This window comes from Permianibacter fluminis, from assembly GCF_013179735.1.
Taxonomy (GTDB): Bacteria; Pseudomonadota; Gammaproteobacteria; order Enterobacterales; family Permianibacteraceae; genus Permianibacter; species Permianibacter fluminis.
On the sequence record NZ_JABMEG010000001.1, the window covers coordinates 1,300,361 to 1,312,573 of the forward strand.

A 12,213-nucleotide genomic window follows, 5' to 3' on the forward strand; every position below is an offset into this window, starting at 1 on the left:
AGGGGCTACTTGAACATGACAACTCTTCCCCTGCTCAGCCTGCTGATCTGGACGCCGATCATCGGTGCGGCGCTGGTGCTGTTTGGCGCCGGCGAGCGCAACAACGGCAGTACGGCAAAATGGCTGGCGCTGGTTACGGCTCTGGTTACGCTGGCGCTGTGCGTGCCTCTTTATACCGGCTTTGATACCACCACGGCAGCCATGCAATTTGGCGAACAGAGTCCATGGTTCACCATTTCCGGTTTGAACATCAATTACAGCCTCGGGGTCGATGGCTTCTCGATGCCGCTGATCCTGCTGACCTCGTTCACCACGGTTATTGTCGTGATCGCCGGCTGGGAAGTGATCGAGAACCGCGTCTCGCAATACATGGCGGCGTTCCTGGTCATGACCGGGCTGATGAACGGCGTGTTTGCCGCGCTCGATGCGATGCTGTTCTATGTGTTCTGGGAAGCCATGCTGGTGCCGATGTTCCTGATCATCGGTATCTGGGGCGGCCCGAATCGCGTTTACGCCACTATCAAGTTTTTCCTGTACACCTTCTTTGGCTCGGTGTTCATGTTGATCGCGCTGATCTACATGGCCATTCAGGCCAAGAGCTTCGCGATTCTTGATCTGCACCAGTTGCCAATGTCGCTGTCTGTGCAGCACTGGATTTTCGCCGCCTTCCTGATCGCGTTTGCCGTGAAAGTGCCGATGTTCCCGGTCCACACCTGGTTGCCGGATGCGCACGTCGAAGCGCCGACCGGCGGCTCGGTGGTGCTGGCCGCGATCATGCTGAAGATGGGCACCTACGGTTTTGTCCGCTTCAACCTGCCAATCGCGCCGGATGCTTCGCTGGCCTGGGCCGATGTGATGATCGCTCTCAGCCTGATTGCGGTGGTCTATATCGGTCTGGTTGCGCTGGTGCAGAAAGACATGAAGAAGCTGGTGGCTTACTCGTCCATCGCGCACATGGGCTTTGTTACGCTCGGCTTCTTTATCGCGTTTGCGCTGCTGAAGAGCGGCAACGCCATGCAGGCGACTCTGGGTGTGCAGGGTGCGCTGGTCCAGATGATCTCGCACGGTTTTATTTCCGGCGCCATGTTCCTCTGTATCGGTGTGCTGTATGACCGCGTGCACAGCCGTCAGATCGGTGATTACGGTGGCGTCGCCAACACCATGCCGAAATTCGCCGCGCTGATGATGTTGTTCACCATGGCCAACGCCGGTCTGCCGGGCACCTCCGGATTTGTCGGTGAGTTCATGGTCATCCTGGCCGCGTTCAGTGCCAATTTCTGGTATGCGATTCTGGCCGCGACCACGCTGATCCTCGGCGCCGCCTACAGCTTGTGGATGTACAAGCGGGTGGTGTTCGGTGAAGTCAACAACAGTCACGTTGCCGAGCTGGAAGACATCAACAAGCGCGAACAACTGATGCTGGTGATTCTGGCAATTGCCGTGCTGGCGCTTGGCTTGTATCCGAAAATGCTGACCGATCTGATGGAGCCGACTGTGCAGAATCTGCTTCACCACATCATGCAGTCGAAAGCGGGAGCCTGATGGTCATGTTGGAGAACGGCATGCAAGATATTTCTTTTGCCCCGCTGGCCGCCGAGCTGTTTGTGCTCGGCATGACCTGCCTGGTGATGCTGGTCGATTTGTTTGCGCCCGGCCCGCAGCGCCGCAACAGTTTCTGGCTCAGCCAGATTGCCCTGTTCGGTGCGCTGCTGATCACCATCAACCTGGCACCGGCACCGAGTGCCCTGCTGTATGGCGGTCATTTCATGCTCGACAGTCTCGGCACCGTGCTGAAAGTCGGCTTGTACATCGTCACCGCGATTTCACTGCTCTATGCCCGCGCGTATATCGCTGAGCGGCAATTCATGCGCGGCGAATACTACCTGCTGAGTCTGTTTGCGATGCTCGGCGCGATGGTCTTGATCACCGCGCACAGCCTGCTGACCATTTACCTGGGTCTGGAGCTGATGTCGCTGTCGCTGTACGCGATGGTGGCGATGCAGCGTGACAGCAAGCAGGCACCGGAAGCGGCGATGAAGTATTTCGTCATGGGCGCACTGGCGTCCGGCTTCCTGTTGTTCGGTATGTCACTGTTGTACGGCGTCACCGGCCACATTGGCATCAGCGAGTTGGCGAGCGCGCCGACCGAGCAAGGCCAGCTGGTGATGTACCGCTTCGCCCTGGTCTTCATCATCGCCGGCATCGCGTTCAAACTCGGTGCCGTACCGTTCCACATGTGGATTCCGGATATTTATCACGGCGCGCCGACCTCGGTGACCGCGTTCCTCGGTAGCGCACCGAAAATCGCCGCGTTCGCGATGATCATGCGGCTGCTGACCGAAGCGCTGCCATCACTGCATGAAGACTGGATGGCGATGCTGGCGGCGCTGGCCATTGCCTCGATGGCGATTGGCAACATCGGTGCGATTGCGCAAAGCAACTTGAAACGGCTGCTGGCGTATTCGGCCATCGCCCACATGGGCTATTTCCTGATCGGCATTTCGAGTGGCACCAGCGAAGGTTATGCCGCCTCGATGTTCTACATCCTGGTTTATGCGCTGATGACACTCGGTGGTTTCGGCATGATTTTGTTCTTGTCGCGGGCCGGTTTTGAAAGCGACAACCTGAGTGATCTGAAGGGCCTGTGGCAACGCAGCCCGTGGTATGCGCTGCTGATGATGCTGGTGATGATGTCGATGGCCGGCATTCCGCCATTCATTGGTTTCTGGCCGAAGCTGCAGGTGTTCATGGCTGCCGTCCATGCCGGCCAAACCTGGCTGGCGCTGACCGGCGCGGTGTTCTCGCTGATCGGTTGCTACTACTACCTGAAAGTGGTCAAGGTGATGTTCTTCGATCAAGCCGACGACAAATCGCCGATCACCGCATCGACCGCGCTGCGCGTCGCCATCAGTGCCAACGGCTTGGCCATGCTGGTGCTTGGCCTGTTCCCGGGCACGATTCTGGCGTACTGCCTGAAAGCGTTTGCTGGTTGAGTTTTTTTTGATTGGATTGCTTGATTACGTTGTTCAATCAGGTTTAAAAAAAGGCCGCTCTGAAGCGGCCTTTTTTTTTTGCAGCGAGCCCGGGTGTTCAGGCTGCGTCGGCCAATGACGGCAAACTGAATGGTTCGATTTTGCCTTGTCGCCGGCCTTGTTGTTGCCCCTGTAGCGGTCGGTAGAGCAGGCGGATTTCGCCATGTTCGTCTTCGATCAGGGCGCTGCAACTTTCCACCCAGTCGCCGTTGTTGCGGTACTGAATTCCGGACAGGTCCTTGCTTGCCGGAACATGGATGTGACCACAGATCACGCCGTCGAATCCGCGTCGTGCTGTCTCGCTTGCCACCGCCTGCTCATATCGTTCGATATAGGCCCGCGCCCGGCCGAGGCGCTGCTTGATGTAACCGGCCAGTGAGAAATACGGTAGCCCGAATTTCAGTCGCAATTGATTGAGGTGCCGGTTCAGTCGCAACAACGCGTCATTGCTTTTGTCGCCGATCAGCGCCAGCAGACGATTGCAGCGAACATGGACATCAAAGTCATCGCCATGGATGAGCCAATAACGCCGACCGCTGACCGTTTCATGCACGCCTTCGCGCAGCAAGGTGATATTGCCGAAGACCTGTTTGACGTGATGCCGCAGCGGCCGGTCGTGATTGCCGGGAATGTAAACGATGCGAGTGCCGCGCCGTGCTTTCGACAAAATGGCGCGCACCACATCGGAATGCGATTGCGGCCAGTGTGCCAGTTTTGACATTGCCCATAAATCGACGATGTCGCCGAGTAAATACAGCGTGTCGCAACGTACCGACTTTAAAAAAGCCAGCAAAGCATCAGCCTGACAGTCTTTGGTACCGAGATGGATATCGGAGAGAAAAATCGCGCGGTAATGCGGTTTGCGCGCGCGAACATTCGGTGCTGATGGTGAGACAGCCGTGGCAGCCGCGTTGACTGCCGGCGCGTTTGCTTTAGGCAGATTTGCTGCTGGCAAACCTGCAGTAGCCATACTGGCTACGGAAACCACTGCGGACATGACCGCCACCCGGTTGCTGGTTTCTGGCAGTGTGCTGCCAGCACATAACAACAACGTGGCGGTGCGTTGAAGCCTTCATGACAGCGCGCGCTGATGCCAGCGCGCCGGCAGCACTCAGCCAAACCAGCCGGGGGCAAATCGGTCCAGCGCAATGAACAACCAGATCGCGCCACAGGCGATTAGTGCACACAGCACCGCGGCTGAACCCATGTCCTTGGCGCGCCCGGCCAGTTCGTGAATTTCCGGGGTGGTTTTGTCGACAATGGCCTCGATGGCACTGTTGAGCAATTCAGTAACCAGCACCAGCATTACGCCGCCGATCAGCAGCGCCAACTCAAGCCCCGTGCGGGCAAGAAAAAACGACCCCGGCAACAACACCAAGGCCAGCACCGCTTCCTGCCGGAACGCCGCTTCATTGGCCCAGGCGGCGCGGAAACCTTTGATGGAATAGCCGAAGGCATCAAACAACCGGACGACGCCGGTTTTACCGGGCTTGGGCATGGCAGGGAAACTCCGAAAGGCGGTTGCCGGACTGGCCGGCAAAAAAGACGCGCATTTATAGCGTTTTCAGCCGCTTGCCGCTACCTCGGCCGATGTCCGCCGGAGGATTCATGGGCCGTTCAACGCCAACACCATCACGTCAACAACCAGCACAAACATCCCGCTTTGTCATCAACTGGTCAAAATACAGCCATCAGGCTGACATCGGTGGCCGGCAGTATTCAGGCTGCCATGATAAAGACGACACTGATACTGAATAAATTGCACTCGGCCGACGCCCATGCGTTCCGCTGGTGTGCCGCCCGCAAACACCGCGACCAGCTGGCGGAGATCTCCCGCTGGATTTCCCGAACCGGCGATGGGCCTTGGTATGCCGCCATCGGCTTGCTGTTTGCGGCCTTCGGTGGCGACACCGGCTGGTGGTTCTTTCTGACCGGCCTGCTCGCCTACGGTCTCGATGTGCCGCTCTATGTGCTGCTGAAGAAAAGCTTCAAGCGCGAGCGGCCCTTTGTCCGGCTCGGCTCGTCGCCCTACCTGCTGCCGTCCGATGAATTCAGCTTTCCGTCCGGCCATACGGCGGCCGCGACAGTCTGGGCAACACTGATTTCGGCCTACTTCCCGCCGCTGGCACCGTTGGCCTGGTGCTGGGCCTTGGCGGTCGGTGCCTCGCGGGTGCTGCTTGGCGTGCACTATCCGGGCGATATCGCCGCCGGCATGGTCCTTGGCGGCTCCTGTGCCGCAGTCGCGCTGAGCGTGGTCGGTTGATGAATGCGACCGAATCCGCGCTGATGGCGTCTGCGCCCGCACACCTAATCGCCACAACTCGTCCGATCAAAATCCTCTACGGTGTCCAAGGCACCGGCAACGGCCACATCACCCGGGCCCGGGCCTTGCTGCCGGCGCTCCGCGCGGCCGGCTGCGAGGTCGACGTGCTGGTCTCCGGCCGCCCGCGCGAGGAGCTGTTCGGCGTCGAGAGTTTTGGCGACTTTCAGCTGAAGCAAGGACTCACCTTTGCCATGCGGCATGGCCACATCGACCCGCTGCGCACGGTGCTGCAGGCCCAGCCGCTGACCTTGCTGCGCGATATACGCCAGCTGTCACTGGCTTCTTATGATCTGGTGATCAGCGACTTTGAGCCCATCACGGCCTGGGCGGCGCGCCGGCAGGGCATTCCGAGTCTGGGCATCGGTCACCAATATGCGTTCCGGCACCCGATCCCGAAAGCCGGCATCAATATCCCGTCCCGGCTGGTGCTCAAGTACATGGCGCCGGTCAGCGAGCCGGTCGGCCTGCATTGGCATGGCTTTGGCCAGCCGCTGTTGCCGCCGGTGCTGGAGCCATCGACGCTGGCCGCGCCGCTGACATCGTTGGCGCCGCAGCCGGACAAGGTGCTGGTCTATCTGCCGTTTGAAGACACTGCAGATTTGATCCGTTTGTTCGAGCCTTTTCGTGACCATCGCTTCTCAATTTACTGTGCCGTCAGTGCCCCGGAGCAACGCGGTCATATCCGGCTCTGCCCGTTCTCCCGTACCGGCTTCAAGGCCGATCTGGCCGATTGCGCCAGCATCGTCACCGGCGCCGGTTTCGAACTGCCCTCGGAGGCACTGGTGCTTGGCAAGAAATTGCTGGTGCGGCCGCTTGCAGCCCAGTTCGAACAGGAAAGCAACGCCAAAGCGCTGGCTGAGCTCGGCCGGGCCCGGGTCATGACCCGGCTCGACCCGGCCGAAGTGGCGGCCCTGTTGGCGGCGCCGATGCCCGCACCGGTCGCCTATCCGGACGTGGCGGCGGCCCTGGCGCGCTGGATTGCCGCCGGCCGCGCCGCGCCGCTGGCGCAACTGGCCGAGCAGCTCTGGCAGCAAACCCGCGGCCTGCCGCGCTGGCGCGATGAGCCGCTGGGCGTGAATCCGGCGGCGCCGGATATTCCGCTTGTGTAGTCGGGGTGGCCCTCCTATAATGCCGCCCCTCAGACGCGGGGTGGAGCAGTCTGGTAGCTCGTCGGGCTCATAACCCGAAGGTCGTAGGTTCAAATCCTGCCCCCGCAACCAGGTTTCAGCGTCATGTGGTTTGATGATGCGATGTGTAAAGAAGCCCCGTATTCGGGGCTTTTTTACTGGTATCGGCTGCAGCTGTCAGGTGAACGCGCTAAGCTTGTTCCCGGCAGGTCGGGCAGCCGGCGGTATCGCCGCGAGGCCGATGCCAGCTGATGTGCCTGAGTCGCATCAGCCGCAGTGCCCGGTGAAAAGACGCACAAGCTTTTCACCCCGAACAACGCCACCTTGTTGCCATAACAACCTGCTGTTTCAGCAACAGCTTGCATGAACAGGCGGTACGGTTCGAAATCAGAAATGGGCCCTTGTGCCCATTTTTTTTTGCGCGAAATTTCCCGCGCCTGGAGTGATGAATGGCCGATAAAGCCACCTTGGAAGCCTTGGTGAAACCGGCGGTGGAAGCCGCTGGCATGCAGCTGTGGGGTCTGGAATACCAGGTTCTCAACCGCCGCGCCTTGCTCAGAATTTATATCGAACATGCCAATGGCGTGACCGTTGATGATTGCGCGCTGGTCAGCCATCAGGTGTCCGGCGTGCTCGACGTTGCCGACCCGATCAACAGCGATTACCGCCTGGAAGTTTCGTCGCCGGGCTGGGATCGGCCGCTGTTCACGGCTGCGCATTACATTCAATTTGTCGGCCAGAGCATCAAGGTCAAAACCGTGCTGCCGGTCGCCGGCCGGCGCAATTTCACTGGCTTGTTGCAGCAAGCCGATCAGGACCAGATCGTGCTGCAACTGGAGCCGGAAAAAACCGTCACCATTTTGCTCGACCAGATCGACAAGGCCCACGTCGTGCCGGATATCGAAGCCGAGCTGCAGAAGTCGAAACAAGAAGCAAAAAACGAACAGACTGACCGTTCACCGTCAAACGCCGATTCCAATTCAGAATCCTAAGTAAGAGGTACAGCCATGAACAAAGAAATCCTCATGGTGGTTGAAACCGTTTCGAACGAAAAGGACGTCAACCCGGAAACCATTTTCGAAGCGCTGGAAGCTGCCATTGCAACCGCGACCAAGAAAAAGAATCACCTGGACATCGATGCCCGGGTCAAAATCGATCGCAAGAGCGGTGACTACGAAACCTTCCGCCGCTGGGAAGTGGTGCCGGATGACGCGCCGATGGAATTCCCGCTGCGCCAGATCACGCTGTCGGCCGCCCAGGAAATGGAGCCGGGCATTGGTCTTGGCGGCTTCATTGAAGAGCAGGTCGAGTCGATCGAGTTCGGTCGTATTGCCGCGCAAACGGCCAAGCAGGTGATCGTGCAGAAAGTGCGCGAAGCCGAGCGGGCGAAAGTGCTGGCGGCGTTCTACCACCGGGTCGGCGAGCTGATCACCGGCGTGGTCAAGAAATCGACCCGCGACGGCACCATTCTGGATCTCGGCAACAACGCCGAAGCGATCATCCTGCGCGAAGATTCGATGGCGCGGGAAACTTTCCGTCCGGGCGACCGCGTGCGTGCCTACCTGTACGCTGCCAAGCCGGATGCCCGTGGCCCGCAGCTGTTCATGAGCCGGACCAAACCGGAAATGCTGATCGAGCTGTTCCGCATCGAAGTGCCGGAAATTGCCGAAGGCGTGATTGAAATCAAGGGCGCTGCGCGCGACCCGGGTTCGCGCGCCAAGATTGCCGTGCGCTCGAAAGACAAGCGCATTGATGCGCAAGGCGCCTGTATCGGTATGCGCGGTTCGCGCGTGCAGGCCGTCTCGAACGAACTCGGTGGCGAAAAGATCGACATCGTGCTGTTCGATGACAACGTTGCCCAGTACGTCATCAATGCCATGCAGCCGGCCGACATTGGCTCGATCGTGGTCGATGAAGATTCGCACAGCATGGATTTGGCCGTGGCCGACGACAAACTGGCGATGGCCATCGGTGCCCGTGGTCAGAACATCCGTTTGGCCTCGCAGCTGACCGGCTGGACCCTGAACGTGATGACCGCTGCCGAAGCCGAAGCCAAGCACGCCGCCGAAACCGACAGCGTGCAGGATGTGTTCGTCAACGAACTCGGCGTCGATGAAGATCTGGCCCAGTTGCTGATCAACGAAGGGTTCTCCAGCCTGGAAGAAGTGGCCTATGTGCCGCTGGCCGAAATGCTGCAGATTGAAGGCTTCGATGAAGATCTGGTCAATGAACTGCGCAAGCGCGCCAAAGATGCGCTGCTCAATCGCGCGCTGGCCAATGAAGAAAGACTCAGCAAAAACGAACCGGCGGATGACCTGCTGAACATGGATGGCATGGACAAGCATCTGGCGTTCGTGTTGGCCGCGAAAGGCATTTGCACAATGGACGACCTGGCCGAGCAAGCGGTCGATGAACTGGTCGAAATCGATGGCATGACGGAAGAGCGTGCCGCCCAGTTGATCATGACCGCCCGGGCGCCATGGTTTGCCGGTGAAAACCAATAAGTTGCGGATGAAGTTGCACGTAGCTACTGAACGTACACAACAACAACAACCGCAACCGGAGAACCCAATATGGCTGAATTGACCGTCGCCAAACTTGCCGAAACCGTCGGCACGCCGGTAGAAAAACTGCTGGAGCAGATGAAATCTGCCGGCATCGAAGCGACCAGTGCCAGCAGTGCTGTCACCGAGCAACAAAAGCAGGATCTGCTGGCTTACTTGCGCAAAAGTCACGGCGAAGACGTCGGTGGCCCGCAGCGCATCACGCTGCAGCGCAAATCGCTGTCGACCCTGAAAGTAGCGACCACCAGTGGCACCACCAAGCAGGTGCAGGTGGAAGTGCGCAAGAAGCGCACCTTCGTCAAGCGCACGCCGGAAGAACTGGCCGCGCTGGAAGCGGGCACTGCCAAGCCGGAAGTCGAAGAAGAACCGAAGCATGTCGAGCTGGAAGAACGTCGCCGGCATGAAGAAGAGTCGCGTCGTCAGGCCGAACTGGAAGCGCGCAAACGCGCCGAAGAAGAAGCGGCCCGTCGCGCGGAAGAAGATTTGAAACGCCGCACCGCCGAAGAAGCGGCCAAGCGTCCGACTGATGCTGCGGCACGCCCGAGTGCGCCGGCTGGTGCCAAACCGGCCGCGGCCAAGCCGGGTGTCGCGGCGAAACCGGTCACCGCGAAACGTGATGATGATGACAAGCGCGGCCACAAATCCGCCGGTCATACTCATAAAGATGGCGTTAAAAAGCGCACCGATGGCACCACCGTCAATGAGCACGTGCTGAAGCGCAGCCGCGTTCAGGATTTGATCGGCGAGGCTGGCGACGATGTCGGTGGTGGTCGTGGTGGTGGCCGTCGCAAAGGCCGTCGCACGCCGCAATCGCTGCAACAGAATTTCTCCAAACCGACGGCTCCTGTTGTGCGTGAAGTTGCCATTCCGGAAACCATCACCGTGGGCGAGCTCGCCCAGAAGATGGCAGTGAAAGTCGCTGATCTCATCAAGTCGATGATGAAGATGGGCATGATGGCCACGATCAACCAGGTACTGGATCAGGAAACCGCCGTACTGCTGGTCGAAGAGTTGGGCCACACCGCCAAGCCGATGAGCGAAAACGCGCTCGAAGCCGAACTGCTCGCGCAGAGCAAAGGTGGCGCGCTGGAACAAACCAGTCGTGCTCCGGTCGTTACCATCATGGGTCACGTCGACCACGGTAAGACCTCGCTGCTCGACTATATCCGGCGCACCAAAGTGGCGGCTGGCGAAGCGGGCGGTATCACCCAGCATATCGGCGCTTACCACGTCGAGACGCCGCGTGGCGTGATCACCTTCCTCGACACCCCCGGCCACGCCGCGTTTACCGCGATGCGTGCCCGTGGTGCCAAGGCCACCGACATCGTCGTACTGGTCGTCGCCGCCGACGACAGCGTGATGCCGCAAACGATTGAAGCGATTCAGCATGCTCGCGCCGCGAATGTGCCGATCGTTGTTGCCGTCACCAAGGTCGACAAGCCGAGCGCTGATCGCGAAAAAGTGCGCAGCGATTTGTCGCAGCACAACGTGCTGTCGGAAGATTGGGGCGGTGATGTCCAGTTTGCTTACGTCTCGGCCAAGTCGGGCGAAGGCGTCGACACGCTGCTGGAAAAAATCCTGCTGCAAGCCGAAGTGCTGGAATTGAAAGCGCCGATCGAAGGCCCGGCATACGGTGTCGTCATCGAAGCGCGTCTGGACAAGGGCCGCGGTACCGTGGCCACCGTGCTGGTGCAAGGCGGTACGCTGCGCAAGGGCGACATTCTGCTCGCCGGTACGCAGTTTGGCCGCGTGCGTCAGTTGAATGACGAAGCCGGTCGTCCGGTCAATGAGGCGGGTCCGTCGATTCCAGTCGAAGTGCTGGGTCTCGATGGCGTGCCGATGGCCGGTGACGAAGCGACGGTGGTGGCTGACGAGCGCAAGGCGCGCGAAGTGGCGCTGTTCCGTCAGGGCAAGATCCGCGACGTCAAACTGTCGAAGCAGAAGACCAAGCTGGAAGATTTGTTCGCCAACCTGCAGGACGGCGCCAGCAGCGTGCTGAACGTGATCGTCAAAGCCGACGTCAACGGCTCAGTCGAAGCGCTCAGCGAATCGCTGACCAAATTGTCGACCAGCGAAGTGCAGGTCAAGGTCATTGCACAGGGCGTTGGTGGTATCACCGAGTCCGACGCCAACCTGGCGGCGGCCTCGAATGCGATTCTGTTTGGTTTCAACGTTCGCGCCGACGCCTCGGCCAAGAAAGTGTTGGAAGCCAATGGCGTCGACATTCGTTACCACAGCATCATTTACGACGTCATCGACGAAGTGAAGTCGGCGATGTCCGGCATGCTGTCGCCGGAGAAGAAACAGAACATCGTTGGCATGGCCCAGGTTCGGGAAGTGTTCAAGCATCCGAAGTTCGGCAGCATTGCCGGCTGTATGGTGCTCGAAGGTCACGTCAAGCGTTCGAACCCGATCCGGGTGCTGCGCGACAACGTCGTTATCTTCGAAGGCGAGCTCGACTCCTTGCGCCGGTTCAAAGACGATGTTCAGGAAGTTCGTGCCGGCATGGAATGCGGTATCGGCGTCAAGAACTACAACGATGTTCGCGCTGGCGACCAGATCGAAGTGTTCGAAATCGTCGAAGTGGCGCGGACCATCTAATATTTTGTTGTTACAGCAGTATCAGTCCTGTGCAGGGGCGGGCAAGCGCCCGTCCCTGTCTCCGGGTTGCAGTTGAGGAGCCCGTCGTATGGCCCGTGAATTCAAACGTACCGACCGTGTCGGTGACGAAATCCAGCGTGAACTTGCGCTGTTGTTGCAGCGTGAAGTCAAAGATCCGCGCGTACCGATGACCACTGTGTCGGCGGTCAAAGTGTCACGCGACTTGCTAAACGCCAATGTCTACGTGACGTTCCTCGGCCGTGACAAGCTGCAAGACATTACCGAAGCGGTGAAGGTGCTCAATAACATGAGCGGCTTTCTGCGCAGCGCGCTGGCGCAGCGGATTCGCATGCGCCAGCTGCCACGGCTGATGTTCCATTACGACGACAGCCTGGCCCGTGGCCGGCACCTGTCCAGTCTGATCGATTCGGCCATTGCCAGCGATCAGGCAAGAGCTCATCACGACGACGTATCGCGCGGCGCGGACGAAGAAGAGTAGGCCGGCGCCCGTGCGGTGAGCCGCATCATGCCGTTTCGATTGTTTGGCTAGGCGGAAGGGAAGCGGC

The 12,213-nt window shown here is 59.6% G+C and carries 10 protein-coding genes and 1 tRNA gene; 9 read left to right on the forward strand and 2 right to left on the reverse strand.

Translation table 11 applies throughout. The annotated features are described in order from the left end of the window. The first annotated feature begins 15 nt into the window (after positions 1–15). Together HPT27_RS05740 and nuoN are read left to right on the forward strand one after the other, a co-directional pair. Positions 16–1,542 (forward strand): NADH-quinone oxidoreductase subunit M, encoded by a 1,527-nt coding sequence (locus HPT27_RS05740; protein WP_172240205.1) that lies wholly within the window; start codon positions 16–18, stop codon positions 1,540–1,542. Between the two features lie 20 nt (positions 1,543–1,562). Next, the gene (gene nuoN, locus HPT27_RS05745) at positions 1,563–2,993 is read left to right on the forward strand and encodes an NADH-quinone oxidoreductase subunit NuoN (protein ID WP_172240208.1); all 1,431 of its coding nucleotides are present in this window, start codon (positions 1,563–1,565) and stop codon (positions 2,991–2,993) included. Positions 2,994–3,090: 97 nt separating this feature from the next. On the opposite strand, the gene HPT27_RS05750 is transcribed toward nuoN, so the two are convergent. After that, complete coding sequence (locus HPT27_RS05750) at positions 3,091–4,029, reverse strand: UDP-2,3-diacylglucosamine diphosphatase (protein WP_172240211.1); 939 nt, start codon at positions 4,027–4,029, stop codon at positions 3,091–3,093. Positions 4,030–4,143: 114 nt separating this feature from the next. After that, on the reverse strand, positions 4,144–4,530 hold the full coding sequence (locus HPT27_RS05755; protein ID WP_172240214.1) for a diacylglycerol kinase: 387 nt from the start codon (positions 4,528–4,530) through the stop codon (positions 4,144–4,146). Between the two features lie 231 nt (positions 4,531–4,761). On the opposite strand from HPT27_RS05755, the gene HPT27_RS05760 reads away from it, so the two are divergent. The 7 genes from HPT27_RS05760 (at position 4,762) to rbfA (ending at position 12,146) form a co-directional block, all read left to right on the forward strand. Next, positions 4,762–5,295: a phosphatase PAP2 family protein gene (locus HPT27_RS05760; protein ID WP_172240217.1), complete on the forward strand. Its 534-nt coding sequence runs from the start codon at positions 4,762–4,764 to the stop codon at positions 5,293–5,295. Next, entirely contained in the window at positions 5,295–6,464 is a 1,170-nt protein-coding gene (locus HPT27_RS05765; protein ID WP_211197866.1) for an MJ1255/VC2487 family glycosyltransferase, read from the forward strand. The genes HPT27_RS05760 and HPT27_RS05765 overlap by 1 nt, the downstream gene beginning before the upstream one ends. A 34-nt stretch (positions 6,465–6,498) precedes the next feature. Then, a tRNA-Met gene (locus tag HPT27_RS05770) sits at positions 6,499–6,575 on the forward strand. Positions 6,576–6,931: 356 nt separating this feature from the next. Beyond that, complete coding sequence (gene rimP, locus HPT27_RS05775; protein ID WP_172240220.1) at positions 6,932–7,474, forward strand: ribosome maturation factor RimP; 543 nt, start codon at positions 6,932–6,934, stop codon at positions 7,472–7,474. Positions 7,475–7,489: 15 nt separating this feature from the next. Continuing rightward, complete coding sequence (nusA, locus tag HPT27_RS05780; protein ID WP_172240223.1) at positions 7,490–8,986, forward strand: transcription termination factor NusA; 1,497 nt, start codon at positions 7,490–7,492, stop codon at positions 8,984–8,986. Positions 8,987–9,055: 69 nt separating this feature from the next. Continuing rightward, complete coding sequence (infB, locus tag HPT27_RS05785; protein WP_172240274.1) at positions 9,056–11,647, forward strand: translation initiation factor IF-2; 2,592 nt, start codon at positions 9,056–9,058, stop codon at positions 11,645–11,647. 88 nt (positions 11,648–11,735) lie between these two features. Continuing rightward, positions 11,736–12,146, forward strand: a complete 411-nt coding sequence (gene rbfA, locus HPT27_RS05790; RefSeq protein ID WP_172240277.1) for a 30S ribosome-binding factor RbfA — start codon at positions 11,736–11,738, stop codon at positions 12,144–12,146. The last annotated feature ends 67 nt before the right edge of the window (positions 12,147–12,213 follow it).